The 14,476-nt window shown below is 55.4% G+C and carries 11 protein-coding genes; 7 read left to right on the top strand and 4 right to left on the bottom strand.

Annotated features, from left to right (window positions below):
* Positions 1-103: 103 nt before the first annotated feature.
* On the bottom strand, positions 104-961 hold the full coding sequence (locus tag ACVBEJ_RS12425; RefSeq protein WP_447129956.1) for a delta-class carbonic anhydrase: 858 nt from the start codon (positions 959-961) through the stop codon (positions 104-106).
* Positions 962-1,260: 299 nt separating this feature from the next.
* Between ACVBEJ_RS12425 and map the strand changes: the two genes are divergently transcribed.
* The 4 genes from map (at position 1,261) to nth (ending at position 6,652) form a co-directional block, all read left to right on the top strand.
* Positions 1,261-2,031: a type I methionyl aminopeptidase gene (gene map, locus ACVBEJ_RS12420; protein WP_447129955.1), complete on the top strand. Its 771-nt coding sequence runs from the start codon at positions 1,261-1,263 to the stop codon at positions 2,029-2,031.
* A complete protein-coding gene (gene glnD, locus ACVBEJ_RS12415; protein ID WP_447129954.1) occupies positions 2,031-4,655 on the top strand; it encodes a [protein-PII] uridylyltransferase in 2,625 nt (874 codons plus the stop codon). The genes map and glnD overlap by 1 nt, the downstream gene beginning before the upstream one ends.
* A 132-nt stretch (positions 4,656-4,787) precedes the next feature.
* Complete coding sequence (gene dapC, locus ACVBEJ_RS12410) at positions 4,788-6,005, top strand: succinyldiaminopimelate transaminase (RefSeq protein ID WP_447129953.1); 1,218 nt, start codon at positions 4,788-4,790, stop codon at positions 6,003-6,005.
* A complete protein-coding gene (gene nth / locus ACVBEJ_RS12405) occupies positions 5,999-6,652 on the top strand; it encodes an endonuclease III (RefSeq protein WP_447129952.1) in 654 nt (217 codons plus the stop codon). The genes dapC and nth overlap by 7 nt, the downstream gene beginning before the upstream one ends.
* 107 nt (positions 6,653-6,759) lie before the next feature.
* On the opposite strand, the gene ACVBEJ_RS12400 is transcribed toward nth, so the two are convergent.
* On the bottom strand, positions 6,760-7,269 hold the full coding sequence (locus tag ACVBEJ_RS12400; RefSeq protein WP_447129951.1) for a SixA phosphatase family protein: 510 nt from the start codon (positions 7,267-7,269) through the stop codon (positions 6,760-6,762).
* Between the two features lie 440 nt (positions 7,270-7,709).
* On the opposite strand from ACVBEJ_RS12400, the gene ACVBEJ_RS12395 reads away from it, so the two are divergent.
* A complete protein-coding gene (locus ACVBEJ_RS12395; protein WP_447129950.1) occupies positions 7,710-8,057 on the top strand; it encodes an ArsC family reductase in 348 nt (115 codons plus the stop codon).
* A 12-nt stretch (positions 8,058-8,069) separates the two neighbouring features.
* Positions 8,070-9,104, top strand: coding sequence for a 2,3,4,5-tetrahydropyridine-2,6-dicarboxylate N-succinyltransferase (gene dapD, locus ACVBEJ_RS12390; protein WP_447129949.1), 1,035 nt, complete (start codon positions 8,070-8,072; stop codon positions 9,102-9,104).
* 514 nt (positions 9,105-9,618) lie between these two features.
* On the opposite strand, the gene ACVBEJ_RS12385 is transcribed toward dapD, so the two are convergent.
* The gene (locus ACVBEJ_RS12385) at positions 9,619-10,038 is read right to left on the bottom strand and encodes a hypothetical protein (RefSeq protein WP_447129948.1); all 420 of its coding nucleotides are present in this window, start codon (positions 10,036-10,038) and stop codon (positions 9,619-9,621) included.
* 30 nt (positions 10,039-10,068) lie between these two features.
* On the opposite strand from ACVBEJ_RS12385, the gene ACVBEJ_RS12380 reads away from it, so the two are divergent.
* On the top strand, positions 10,069-10,452 hold the full coding sequence (locus ACVBEJ_RS12380) for a phage integrase N-terminal SAM-like domain-containing protein (RefSeq protein ID WP_447129947.1): 384 nt from the start codon (positions 10,069-10,071) through the stop codon (positions 10,450-10,452).
* Positions 10,453-10,493: 41 nt separating this feature from the next.
* Here the strand turns inward: ACVBEJ_RS12380 and purL are convergent, their stop codons facing one another.
* Positions 10,494-14,399: a phosphoribosylformylglycinamidine synthase gene (gene purL / locus ACVBEJ_RS12375; RefSeq protein ID WP_447129946.1), complete on the bottom strand. Its 3,906-nt coding sequence runs from the start codon at positions 14,397-14,399 to the stop codon at positions 10,494-10,496.
* Between the last annotated feature and the right edge of the window lie 77 nt (positions 14,400-14,476).

The raw sequence follows: 14,476 nt of genomic DNA, 5'->3' as shown, positions 1-14,476 counted from the left end.
TGTTGCCGTTCGCTCATGTAGAGCGACTACACAGCACTCACGGCGCCTAGCTGAGAGCCAAAATGGGCTCCAGCAGCAACAGCTCACTAATTGAGAACGCCCCCTAGGGCACAATCCGCGACAGCAAATCCGGATTAATCACCAGGTTTCTCACGCCATGGGCATGATCTTCGTTAAATACATTGCCTTCACACCACTCAGCCACTGACTCAATGGATACCTTGGCCACCTCTGGTCGAACACTCCAGGAAACCTGAAACGGTGAACCTTTCTCGTTGTACCCCGGCCCGGTGGTAGAGCCTTCGTACTGCACCGGCACCCCGGTATTAGCGGGAATATTCAGCGCCTGGTAATAACCGTTGCGTACACCCTGTTCCGTCAGTTTGCCAAAATTCAGTGCACTGTCGTCATTTACCAGAACATACACCTGGGCCTCCACCCGCAGCTGCGGATTGCCAATCGCCTCGCTTAAGCAGGCCCCCAACGTTGGCCCCGGTTTTACCTGTGCAGTGGAGTGCACGTAGTGCACTTCAATGGTGTCTCCCGCCTGTAAACCGCCATGCTTGCCAGCACAAACCGCATTTTTAAGCGGCCTGGACTCAGCAGCGGTTAACTTGCCGCTGTATTGGTAGCCGCTGTTATGGCCTTTACCGTCGCCATTACCGGCATAACGGGTAAATTCGCCTCCCTTATGCTCGGCATTCTTGTGGAAGTGGATATTGCACAGGTTCATCTCTGTGTATGCGGGAGCGGCACGGAACAAGCGCTTGTTACTGCCGAGTGCGGAATCGATATCCCGAGGCGATTGGGGGCCAAAACCGGCTCCCGCGGTATTTTCCGCCAAAGCCTGACGCTGTTTTGCAACAACAGCATTTGATACCTTCCCCTCAGAAGCCGCTATAACGGTCAAGGTACCGGTAGCCAGTACAGTGATGCCGATGATGGATATTAAATTCTTCATTTTTGTACCCCATGATTGTTATTGCCAGGAGCCTGACGGATTTAGGTAGTCGTCACGAGGGAAAGACCGGTTTGAGTCAGATTTTTCGATTATTTGAGGCGAATAGCCCGCTATTTAACGAAAATAATCGGAAAATATGGCCAAATCCGGCTTTTCCGCAGTAGATTTATCCTAAGTCCGACAGGCTCCTAATAGACCGCAGTTTGGCAACTTTGTGCCGGCGCACCGGTGACTTTCTCCACCTCTTATTGCCAATTTCCGCTACACTACTACGCTTTGCCAAACTGCGTTAAACAGCCATGACTGTCACCCTGAAAACTCCTGAGCAAATCGAAAAAATGCGCGTTGCCGGTCGCCTGGCGGCAGAGGTACTGGAAATGATCGGGCCCCATGTGGTGCCCGGCATCAGCACCGAAGAACTGGACCGCATTTGCCACGATTACATCGTCAATAAGCAGGGCGCCATTCCCGCGCCGCTCAACTACAAGGGTTTTCCCAAGTCCATCTGCACCTCCATCAATCAGGTGGTATGCCACGGCATTCCCAGCCCCGGCAAAAAACTCAAAAGCGGCGATATCATCAATATCGACATCACCGTCATAAAAGACGGCTGGTACGGCGACACCAGTAAAATGTTTCTGGTGGGCAAGGTGCCCGAACACGCTCAACGGCTGGTTCAAGTCACCCAGGAATGTCTTTATAAAGCCATCGACATTGTCAAACCCGGCACCACTCTGGGGGACATTGGCCATATCATTCAGCAGCACGCGGAAAAAAATTATTACTCCGTGGTACGGGACTTTTGCGGCCATGGCATTGGTGATCAGTTCCACGAAGACCCTCAAGTGGTGCATTACGGCACTCCCGGCAGTGGCATGGTGTTGGCAGAGGGCATGACCTTCACCATCGAGCCCATGATCAATGCGGGCAGTCACCACACCAAAATCAAGCCGGACGGCTGGACGGCGGTAACCCGTGACGGCCGTCTCTCCGCCCAGTGGGAACACACCATGGTGGTTACTGCCAGCGGCGTCGAGGTACTCACCGCCCGTTCTGAAGAGTCTTTTTAGTGCTACAACCTGAACGCTTTCAACAAAATCTGGCCGATGGAAACCTGCTGGCAGCACTGAATGCTGAGTTACAGCATTGCCAGCAACAGCAAGAACAACAGTTTCGCGATGGCCAGGACATTCGCACCCTGGTCAGCGAACGCGCCCGTATTTTTGATCAACTGCTGGCACTGGCCTGGCAACAAATCGGCTTTCCCGACGACATCAGCCTGATCGCCGTTGGTGGTTACGGCCGCGGCGAGCTACACCCGCAGTCGGATATCGATTTGTTATTGCTCCACGGCGACAAAAAAGGCACCCGCCACCGGGCATTGATTGAACAGTTTCTGCAACTGCTGTGGGACTTAAAGCTCAATATCGGCCACAGCGTGCGCACCCTCAAAGAGTGTGTTCAGCACGCCAGGGCAGACATTACCGTTGCCACCAGTCTGATGGAAACCCGCACCATTGCCGGTGATGAAAGCTGGCGTCAGCAACTTCAGGATCAGATGGCACCGGGCAAACTGTGGCCCGCGGCGGATTTCTTTATCGCCAAGCGCGACGAGCAGATCGCCCGTCACCAGCGCCACGGCATCAACGAGTACGACCTTGAGCCCAACGTCAAAAAATCTCCCGGCGGGCTGCGGGACATCCAAACCATCATGTGGGTGGCCAAACGCTACTACAAAGTGGAATCACGGGAACAACTGCGCGGCAAAGCCCTGTTCAGCGACAGCGAATACCGCGCCTTGACGGAGGGGGAAGAGCTCCTCTGGCGGGTGCGTTTTGCCCTGCACACGCTCACTGGCCGCCCCCAGGAAGCACTGCATTTTGATTTGCAGCGGCAAATTGCCGAGCTGTTTGGCTACCAGGACAACGAACGCCTGGCGGTGGAGCAGTTTATGCAGCACTACTACCGCACGGTGATGCAGCTGCGGCTGATCAACGAAGTGGTCATGCGGCATCTGCAGGAAACCATTGTCAACAAAAAAGAAAAATCCATTGTCGCGATCAACCAACACTTTCAAATGCGCGGCACATTGCTGGAAGTTACCCACAAAAAAGTGTTCAGCGAATACCCTTCCGGGCTGCTGGAAATCTTCCTGCACCTGGTGAAAGGCAGCGCCGACGGTATCCGCCCCAGCACCATCCGGCAAATCCAGTCACACTGCCATCTGATTGACGAAGGTTTCCGCAACCAGGAAGAAAACCAACAGCTGTTCCTGGAGCTGTTCCGCCAGCCCCACCGCTTGTCCACCACATTGCAGTGCATGACGCGCTACGGCGTACTGGGCCGCTACCTGCCGGAATTTGGCCAGATTGTTGGCCAAATGCAGCACGACCTGTTCCACATTTACCCGGTGGATGTGCACACCCTGCAAGTGGTGAAAAATATCCGCCGCCTGGACCGCAGCAGTGCCGGCGAGCTGTTCCCACTGGCGGCGGAAATTTATCAGCACCTGGCGCAAAAAGAACTGTTGCTGATCACCGCCCTGTACCACGACATCGGCAAGGGTCGCGGCGGCAATCACTCGTTGCTGGGAGCCGTGGATATGCGCGACTTTGCGGTACGCCACCAACTGCCGGAGAGCGATACCGACATGATGGTGTGGCTGGTGGAAAACCACCTGATGATGTCGCGCACCTCGCAAAAAGAAGACATTTCCGACCCGGAAGTGATCAACAAATTTGCCACCAAAGTGAAAAACCAGCGCTATCTGGACATGCTTTACGTACTCACCGTGGCCGACGTCAACGCCACCAATCCGGACCTGTGGAACAGCTGGAAAGCCAGCCTGATGAACCAGCTCTACAGCGAAACCAGCAACGCGTTGGCGCGGGGCAAAGACGACGCCCTGGATCAGCAACAGCGCATCGCGGAAAACCGGCGCCTGGCCCTGGAAAAACTCAACGGCAAAATCAGCCCGGAACAGGTGGAAAAAATCTGGGCACCACTGGGCGACGATTACTTTCTGCGTGAAGACGCCACGGATATTGCCTGGCACGCGGAAGCCACCCTGCAATACGACAGCGATCAACCCATGGTGCTGATCAAGTCTGTAGACAGCAGTGCCACCGAAGGCGCCACCCAGATTTTTATTCGCTTTGAAGATCGCGACAACTCGTTCGCGGCAATGGCTGCGGCCCTGGAACAGCTGGAACTCAACATTCAGGGGGCGCGGCTCTACAACTCCAGTGACGGTTACACGCTGGATACCTTTTATGTGCTGGACAACAACAATCAGCCCATCGACAAAGACCCAAAGCACTATCGTCGCATTCGCAAAACCATTGTCCACGAGCTGCAATTGCTGGATAACTACTCCGACATTGTGCGCCGCCGCACCCCGCGCCGCCTCAAGCAATTCCCGGTGAACACCACTACCCGCTTGTGCCAGCACCCCAGTGGCGACTACAGCATTCTGGAAGTCACCACCTCTGACCGCTCCGGGCTGCTGGCATTGATCGGGCGCATTTTTGTGGAGCTGGGCATTCGCGTTCAGAATGCCAAAATCAGCACCCTGGGAGAGCGGGTGGAAGATGTGTTTTACATCAGCGACCTGAACAACCAGCCGATTACCGACCCGCAACTGGGGGAGCAACTGCAACAGAGCATTCGCCAGCGCATTGACTCCCAGATATAGAAAGGGCATACAGGACGGGCTTCGCCCTACAGGTTTCAGGACACCACCCTGTAGCGCGCAGCGCGCCCTGTTGCCTGTATCCTGCAACCTTCTTAGGTATAATCCCGCTTCCCCCCAGCCGACCACTCGCCCATGAACCCGGATCTCGACAAACTCCAGCCCTACCCCTTTGAACGCCTGGCGGCACTCAAACAAGGCATTGAGCCAGCAACGGGCTGCCAGCCGGTTGCACTCTCTATTGGTGAGCCCAAACATCCGGCCCCGGCATTTGTTGTGCAGGCACTCAGCGATTCCCTGGCCGGTTTGGGCAACTACCCGGCCACTCGCGGCAGCGACGAACTACGTGCAACCATAGGCCAATGGCTGTGCCAGCGCTTTCACCTGCAGGGCATCGACCGCGAGCAAATCCTGCCAGTCAACGGCACCCGGGAAGCACTGTTTGCCTTTGCCCAGGCGGTTGTCGATAAAACCCAAACCGAACCACTGGTGGTTATGCCCAACCCCTTCTACCAAATCTATGAAGGCGCAGCATTGTTGGCAGGGGCCAGGCCCCACTACATCAATTGCGAGGCAGAAAATCACTTTATCCCCGCCTTTGAACAGGTAGAGGAATCCGTCTGGCAACGCTGCCAGCTGCTCTACATCTGCACCCCCGGCAATCCCACCGGCGCCGTGCTGTCTCTACAGCAACTGCAAACTTTGATCGCCCTGGCGGACAAATACGATTTTGTGATTGCCAGCGATGAGTGCTATTCGGAAATCTATCTGGATGAACAGCAACCGCCGGTTGGTCTGTTACAGGCCTGCGCCGCTCTGGGGCGCCAGGATTACCGCCGCTGTGTTATTTTCCAAAGCCTGTCTAAGCGCTCCAACCTGCCCGGTTTACGCTCCGGTTTTGTGGCTGGCGACAAAGCCCTGATCGACAAATTTCTGCTCTACCGCACCTACCACGGCTGCGCCATGTCGCTGCCGGTTCAACAGGCCAGCATCGCCGCCTGGAGCGATGAAGCACACGTCATTGAAAACCGTCGTTTGTATCGGGAAAAGTTCGATGCCGTGCTGCCCATACTGGCGGGCAAACTCGATGTACAAAAACCCGCAGCGGGCTTTTTTCTGTGGGCCAAGGTGCCCGGCGGCAGCAACCTGGACGACCGGCAGTTCACCCGCCAGCTGTTTGCGGCAACCGGTATCACACTATTGCCAGGGTCGTTTCTGGCACGGGATGTTCAAGCTGGCAATCCCGGAGACAATCGCCTGCGTATCGCGTTGGTGGCACCACTGGCGGAATGCCGGCAGGCCGCCCAGGACATCGCCGATTTTATCGACGGCCTTCAGGTATCGCTGTGTTAAAGAAAGAGCGAGTTGACTACATTCTCGAAGAACTGAATCGCCTCTACCCGGAGCAGCCAGTCCCTCTGGATCATCACGACCCATATACCTTACTGGTGGCGGTGTTGCTGTCTGCCCAGTGCACCGATGAACGAGTCAACCAGGTTACCCCGGCATTGTTCGCTCGCGCCGACAACCCAGAAGATATGGCGCAAGTGCCGGTTGATGATATTTACCAGATTATTCGCCCCTGCGGGCTGGCGCCGCAAAAGTCGAAAGCCATTGTCAGGCTGTCGCAAATACTGCTGGACGAACACGACGGTGAGGTACCGCAAGATATGGCAGCACTGGAAAAGTTGCCCGGGGTTGGCCACAAAACCGCCAGTGTGGTTATGTCGCAGGCTTTTGGCGTGCCCGCCTTTCCCGTAGACACCCATATCCATCGACTGGCACAGCGCTGGGGGCTTACCAATGGCAAAAGCGTGGCGCAAACCGAGAAAGACCTGAAGCGATTGTTCCCCAAAGAGCGCTGGAACGCCCTGCACCTGCAGATTATTTTCTACGGCCGCGAATACTGCACTGCCCGCGGCTGCGATGGCACCGTATGCCCTGTCTGCACCACCTGCTACCCCAACCGCAAAAAACCGAAGAAAACGCGAAAAGCATAGGACACAGGACGGGCTGCGCCCTACAGGTGACAGGGCGGCTTCGTTAGCCGTAGGGTGGATTACGCTTTTGGCATGACCGGTGATTACCGCAACTCATTTAGATGAGGTCAAAGCCCGTCCTGTAAGCTGTCTTTTTTCGGGTAATCAAAATGCGCCAACTCAGCACTGCCCGCACTGGCTTCCGCCCAGTTGGTGTGCTGGATGTGCAAGGTCGCTACACCGGCGGTAGGGATATTGCCCAGATGACTCAGGGCCAAAAAATTCACCAGATCGGTAATGGCCGGATTGTGACACACCAGCATGACCCGGTCGCAGTTGTCATCCAGGCTGCGCACCAGGCTCAGCAGTTCTTCGTAGTTAAAGGTATACAGCGACGATAGAGTTTCAATCTGTCCGCTGGCAAAACCCAGTTGCTCCGCTAGCAGCTCCGCAGTGTGTTGGGCGCGAACCGCAGGGCTGCTGTATATGCGCTCCACAGAAACACCGGCGGCGGCTAGGCGGAGGCCCATTTCCGGCCCATTGCGCAGGCCCCTTTTGTTCAACGGGCGCTCAATATCACGTAAACTCTCATCCGCCCAACTGGACTTTGCATGACGCACCAGAACCAACTGTTTCATATATTCACCAGATTTCTGCCAATCGTTTCTCTGACATTGTGACCACAACTCTGTGACACCTGAATGACGTTCATACGCAAGCTCAAAAAGCCCCACCAAAATACGGCAAAGTTATCCACCATATCTGTGGACAACTCTGTGGATTGCGCCTTTAAAATTCCACTCATCCCATGCAATGATTGACCTTGTCACAAAATGGTCATTTTTTAGACAAATAATTTATCTTTTAAAATCAGTCATTTAACGACACAAACAGCAATAATCAATGACTTACAGCAACATCATATAAATAACTTTAAATGATGGCGGCAATTGTGGACAAGACACTCGTCTCGCTCCGCTGGATAGATAATCAGGCCCATAAAAATGCGCCTGGCAATTGCCAGATTTTCCAGTTTTGCTATGCTTCGCCTCCCCTACAATCACCGCCGGGAAAGCCCGTGATCACACTCTATGGCATTAAAAACTGCGACACCGTCAAAAAGGCGCGTCGCTGGTTGCAGGAAAACAACATCCATCACCAATTCCACGACTTTCGCAGCGACGGACTGGAGGCTGATCAGGTCACCGGTTGGGCCCGACAATTGGGCTGGGAAACATTGGTTAACCGCAGGAGCACCACCTGGAAGCAACTGGATGAAAGCCAGCGCAACAACATGGATGCCAGCTCATCCATCTCCGCCATGGTTGAACACCCCACCCTGATCAAACGACCGGTATTAGACAACAACGGCGAACTGCTGGTGGGCTTTAAACCGGAAACCTACACAGACCAATTTATTTCTTAAAGAGGCACCTTCGTGACCACACTCTACAGCTTTGGCCTGGGCGCAGGCACTAAAAACAGCACCGGTAACTGGCTGGAAGTTTACTTTCAGCAACCACTGCTGAACACCAATGAAGCGTTGGCGACAGCCGCCAGCAAAACCCTGGGCTACGATGGCGGCAACCAGACCATCGACGTCAGCAGCGAACAACTGTCCGCCCTGGCCGCCGAGTTACGCGCCAGCGGTGAAAACACCCAGGCCGATATTGCCGATGCCATCCAGCAAAGCGGCCGCCCAGCGGTTGTGGTTGCCCTGGAAACGGACGCGGCGCCACAGAGCGCTGCAGAGGGTTACCTGAAACTGCACCTGCTGTCGCACCGCCTGGTAAAACCCCACGGCACAGACCTCAGCGGTATTTTCGGCCTGCTGGCCAATGTCGCCTGGACCGACCAGGGCGCTATCGATATTGACGAATTACCCGCCCGACAACTGCAGGCGCGACTGGCTGGCAGCCCTATCAGCGTTAACTGCATCGACAAATTCCCGAAAATGACCGACTACGTGGTACCCGCAGGAGTGCGCATCGCCGATGCCTCACGGGTTCGTCTTGGCGCCTATATCGGTGAAGGCACCACAGTAATGCACGAAGGCTTTGTGAACTTTAACGCCGGCACCGAAGGCCCCAATATGATCGAGGGCCGGGTTTCCGCCGGTGTATTTATCGGTGCAGGCTCCGACCTGGGTGGCGGCTGCTCCACCATGGGTACCCTTTCCGGCGGCGGCAATATTGTGATTTCTGTGGGCAAAGAATGTCTGATTGGTGCCAATGCCGGCATAGGCATCCCGCTGGGGGATCGCTGCACCGTAGAAGCCGGACTCTACATTACCGCAGGCACCAAAGTGGTGATGCTGGACGACAACCGCCAACCCGCTGGCGAAGCCAAAGCCCGTGAACTGGCGGGCAAAACCGACCTGCTGTTCCGCCGCAACTCCATCAGCGGCGCCATTGAATGCCTGACCAATCAGTCGGCTATTGAGCTGAACGAGGCCCTGCACGCGCATAATTGAAAACTTGACGTCGAAGATTGACGCGGGTGGGCTTCACTCAATATGAAACCGGCAATTATTGCTGTCCCACAAACTCGAACAACATGAATTGGGTATTGCTTGATGTGACCGTGGTCAGCAAGGATGCTGACCTCGAGCCCCCATGGATGGGTTTACGGCGCGTCACAGCAAGCAATACCCAATTCATGTCTGCTGCGAACTCAAACTCTTTGACGGCCTTATTTTTCCTGTGATTCAGGGATAAAAACTTAAAGTTTATGGGACAGCAGTGACCGGCAATCATATAAATTGCGTTGAGTAATGTCGCACATGGATGTGCTGCCGCCGATATAGCCAGCGCGGGTGTGAACACTCGTCCGCAAAAAAGACGCTCGTTTTGAAAGCGCCGCTCACGATGACATCCAGAGTATTTATTTGCTATATAAGGGCGGATTCAAGAATCAACTTGGGCGCCCTGAACCGGGCTCATTCAACAACAGGATAAGCCGCGGCAAGCGCTACTTATCCTTATTCGTTATGCGCGCGTAGCTTTGTAAGTAGAAATAACTTCATCTAAAGTCCAATTACGAGTTGCCCAAATCGTATAAGCCATCCATGTAAATTGCCAGTGAGTGCTGTTACCATGTTCCAGTTTAGAGGACACCTCACTGCGAATTGCTTGAGCGGTGATACCGACTCCAGGGTACTTATCTTTACAATTGATACCGCATTTGATCATTAGCAAATAGCTGTAAGCGCTCATTTTTCGGAGTCTTGGTTTACCTACTTCTTTCGCATTCAGCCAGACCTCTTTTTCCTCAACTTCGGTTAAATTCAAATCAATAGGTTGAGAGAGACCATCAATCTGTGACAATCCCCACCAGTATGCAAACATTGGTAGCGACAGCACTAAGACAAAAATTAATCCAGTTGCAGTTAGTAGTTTCCTGGCCATATTGACTCAAAACGCATAACGCCGCCAACAGTGGTGAGGCGCCCACAGTGCGGCGATCCACTGCAGCGACTTGTTGAACGAAGCCGCTACGCGGCAGCTGCCCCACGCCTGAATTCTCTCCGATACTTCCTCCACGCACTCACTCCCGAGTGCGACGACTGGAGGAACTACCATGAACACAGCACAGAAAAAACGTTACCAATCCCTGTACCAACACCATGTAACGCTCTGCACCATCAGGGAAAAGCCAAAACCACCATCGATGTCTATTCCCGATCCGTACGCCGCATCACCGAGTTCTTTGATCAATGCCCTGAACACCTGTCTGAGCAACAGCTCAAAGACTACTTCACCGAACTGGTGCGCACTCATTCCTGGAGCACCGTCAAAGTCGATCGCAACGGCCTGCAGTAGAGGCGGCGGATTACGCTGCGCTAATCCGCCCTACGGCTTTTCTATCCCACAAACAACCGCGCATTGCGGAATATCCGCATCCAGGGGCTATCCTCGCCCATATCAGCCGGTGCCCAGGAGTTGGTCACGGTGCGGAATATTCGTTCCGGGTGGGGCATCATCAGGGTAACTCGGCCATCTTCACTGCACACACCGGTTATACCCTTTGGCGAGCCATTGGGGTTGGCCGGGTAGCGTTCGGTGGTGTTGAGGTGATTGTCGATATAACGCAGGGCAACCAGGCCACTGTTGTCGCAATTGCTGACGGCGTGGTTATCGGCAAATTCGGCGCGGCCTTCACCGTGGGCTATCGCTACCGGCATATGGGAACCGGCCATACCCTTGAACAATACCGATGGGGATTCTGGCACTTTCACCAGTGAGAAGCGGGCTTCAAACTGTTCCGATTGGTTGCGCACAAAGTGCGGCCAGTGGTCGCTGCCGGGGATCAGTTCTTTGAGGTTGCTCATCATCTGGCAGCCATTGCAGACGCCCAGGCTAAAGGTGTCTTGCCGGTGGAAGAACCGGCGGAAGGCTTCCCGCGCATCGGCGTTAAACAGGATGGATTTGGCCCAGCCTTCACCGGCACCCAGTACATCGCCGTAGGAGAAACCACCGCAGGCCACCAGACCTTTGTAGTCGTTCAGTTCAACTCGCCCGGCCAGCACGTCGCTCATATGCACATCCACCGCCGTAAAGCCCGCTTTGTTAAAAGCGGCGGCCATTTCCACGTGGCCATTGACGCCCTGCTCGCGCAGGATGGCCACTTTGGGGCGCTGCTCTTTTTCTGTGCTGGCAATCAGGTCGGCAACAATATCGTTTTGAGCATCGTAGCTGAGGTTGAACGACAGGCCGGGGTCGGCGGCGGCAATGGCATCAAATTCGCACTGGGCACAATCGGCGTTGTCGCGCAGTGCCTGCACACGGTAGCTGGTTTCGCTCCAGGCTTGTTGCAGGTGTACCCGCTGATGACTGTAGTACAGGTGATCGCCGTCAAATACCCGCAGCTGATCCAGGTCGTTGGTGGTGCCAATGGCGTGCACCGTCAAACCGGCATCGGCCAGTGTTTGCTGAACAGCGGCACTCTGGCTGGCGGAAATCTGTATCACTGCACCCAGTTCTTCACTAAACAGCGCGGCCAGTTTGTCGCTACCCAGATCAGCGATATTCAAATCCACACCACAGTGACCGGCAAAGGCCATTTCTGCAATGGTGGTAAACAGGCCGCCGTCGGCGCGGTCGTGATAGGCGAGAATTTTTTCCGCTTGCAGCAGGCGCTGTATTTGCTCGAAAAAGGCTTTCAGTTGTTCGGCGCTGTCCACATTTGGCGTATCGCTGCCGACCTGGTTATACACTTGCGCCAGGCAGGATGCCCCCAGGCGATTTTTGCCATTGCCCAGGTCGATTAACAGCAGTTCGCTGTCGTCTGTTCCATTAGAAGCAGACGGTATTTGCAATTGTGGGGTAACGGTTTTGCGCACGTCCGGCACCGGTGCAAAGGCGGTAATCACTAGCGAGAGTGGTGCCGTTACGGACTTGTTTTCGCCATTGTCATGCCAGGCAGTACGCATGGACATGGAGTCTTTACCCACCGGAATGGTAATACCCAGTGCCGGGCACAACTCCATGCCCACCGCTTCCACGGTGCGGTAAAGTTTTTCGTCTTCACCGGGGTGGCCGGCGGCACACATCCAGTTGGCAGACAGCTTGATGTCGGATATTTTTTCGATGCGGGTGGCGGCAATATTGGTAATTGCCTCGCCAATGGCCATACGCCCAGAGGCCGGGCCATCCAGCAGCGCCGCCGGGGTGCGCTCGCCCATGGACATGGCTTCGCCCGCAAAACTGTCGTAAGCGGCGGTGGTTACCGCACAGTCTGCCACCGGCACTTGCCAGGGGCCTACCATTTGGTCCCGGTGCACCATGCCGGTTACCGAGCGGTCGCCAATGGTAATCAAAAAGTTTTTGCTGGCTACCGTGGGCAGGCGCAGCACCCGCTCTACCGCATCGTGGATGTCGATATTGGCGGTATCGAAGGGTTTTACGTCGTAATCGCGCTTGTCCGCCGTGCGGTGCATTTTGGGCGGCTTGCCAAACAGCACATCCATGGGCAGGTCGACGGGGTTGTTGTTGAAGTGGGTGTCACCCAGGCGCAGGTGTTGTTCGCTGGTGGCCTCTCCCACAACCGCATAGGGGCAGCGTTCCCGTTGGCAGATGGCTTCAAACGCCGGCAGATTTTCCGGCGCTACGGCCATCACGTAACGCTCTTGAGATTCGTTGCACCAGATTTCTCGCGGCGACATACCCGGCTCGTCGTTGGGCACATTGCGCAGTTCAAAGTTGGCACCGCAGCCGCCGTCTTTGGCCAGCTCCGGAAAGGCGTTACTCAAACCACCCGCGCCCACGTCGTGAATAAAGGCGATGGGGTTGGCGTTACCCAGTTGCCAGCAGCGGTCGATCACTTCCTGACAGCGGCGCTCCATTTCCGGGTTTTGGCGCTGCACCGAGGCGAAGTCCAAATCTTCGCTGGAGGAGCCACTGGTCATGGAGGAGGCAGCGCCACCACCCAGGCCAATCAGCATGGCTGGGCCACCCAGTACGATGAGTTTGTGGCCGGCATCAAATTCGTGTTGGTCCACGTGTTCGGCGCGAATATTGCCATAGCCTCCCGCCAACATAATGGGCTTGTGATAACCCCGGCGTTCGCCGCTGAAATTTTCTTCAAAGGTGCGGAAGTAACCGCAGATATTGGGGCGGCCAAATTCGTTGTTAAAGGCAGCACCACCGATGGGCCCTTCGATCATAATATCCAATGCCGTGACTATGCGTTCCGGCTTGCCATATCCCTTACCTGAAAGGTCTTGCTCCCAAGGCTGTAGATGGCCGGGAATCTGCAAATTGGACACGGTAAAACCGGTCAGCCCCACTTTCGGTTTGGAGCCGCGCCCCACGGCGCCTTCGTCGCGAATTTCACCGCCGGAGCCAGTGCCCGCACCGGGGTAGGGGGCAATGGCGGTGGGGTGATTGTGGGTTTCCACTTTCATCAGAATGTGGATGTCTTCGTGGCTGAAACCGTATTGGCAGGTCTGCGGGTCCGGGTAGAAACGTCCGGCTTTGCTGCCGACAATCACCGAGGCATTGTCGGCGTAGGCTGACAACACGTCTTCGCCGCCCTGCTGGTAGGTGTTTTTGATCATTTTGAACAGGCTGCGGGGCATGTCTTCGCCGTCCAGGGTCCAGCTGGCGTTAAAGATTTTATGGCGGCAGTGTTCGGAGTTGGCCTGGGCGAACATCATCAATTCCACGTCTGTGGGGTTGCGCTGCAAGCCCTGAAAGCTGCTCACCAGGTAGTCGATTTCGTCTTCCGCCAGGGCCAGGCCCAGTTCCACATTGGCCTGTTCCAGCGCCGGGTGGCCGCCACCGAGAATATCCACGGTTTCCATGGGCTTGGGCTGTTCGTGGCGGAACAGTTGCTCGCCCACTTCCAGGGTGTTGAACACCGCTTCCACCATGCGGTCGTGCAGCAGCGCGGCAATTTGTTCACGGTTGACGCCGTCGCTATTCACCTCAACGTAATAAGCAATGCCCCGTTCCAGGCGCAGAATTTTATCCAGCCCGGCGTTGCGGGCAATATCCGTGGCTTTGGACGACCAGGGCGAGATGGTGCCAGGGCGCGGTACCACCAAAAACAATTCGCCCTCCGGCTCTTCGGAGCTGGCCTTGGGGCCGTAGGTAAGCAGCGCATCCAGAGTATCCAATTCATTATCGGCCAACTGGCCATCCACTTCGCTGAAGTGAATAAAATCGGCGTATACGGAGGTCACTTCCGGCAGTTTTTCGGTAAGGGCGGAAAGCAGTTTCTGCCTGCGGAAGTCAGACAATGCGGCGGCGCCACGGAGAATCAGCATGCGTTGGGGCTCACGTATCAGATGGGAATGAACGGGGCGCAATTGTACCGGAATCCAATGATTTTGGGCAGCTGGCC

This window comes from Porticoccus sp. GXU_MW_L64, assembly GCF_052983295.1.
This window is presented reverse-complemented; position numbering and strand designations above follow the sequence as displayed.

What these genes read in the sequence shown, in the direction of transcription:
- ACVBEJ_RS12425 (WP_447129956.1), bottom strand. Translation starts at nt 961, where the DNA reads ATGAAGAATTTAATATCCATCATCGGCATCACTGTACTGGCTACCGGT.
- map (WP_447129955.1), top strand. Translation starts at nt 1,261, where the DNA reads ATGACTGTCACCCTGAAAACTCCTGAGCAAATCGAAAAAATGCGCGTT.
- dapC (WP_447129953.1), top strand. Translation starts at nt 4,788, where the DNA reads ATGAACCCGGATCTCGACAAACTCCAGCCCTACCCCTTTGAACGCCTG.
- ACVBEJ_RS12400 (WP_447129951.1), bottom strand. Translation starts at nt 7,269, where the DNA reads ATGAAACAGTTGGTTCTGGTGCGTCATGCAAAGTCCAGTTGGGCGGAT.
- ACVBEJ_RS12385 (WP_447129948.1), bottom strand. Translation starts at nt 10,038, where the DNA reads ATGGCCAGGAAACTACTAACTGCAACTGGATTAATTTTTGTCTTAGTG.
- purL (WP_447129946.1), bottom strand. Translation starts at nt 14,399, where the DNA reads ATGCTGATTCTCCGTGGCGCCGCCGCATTGTCTGACTTCCGCAGGCAG.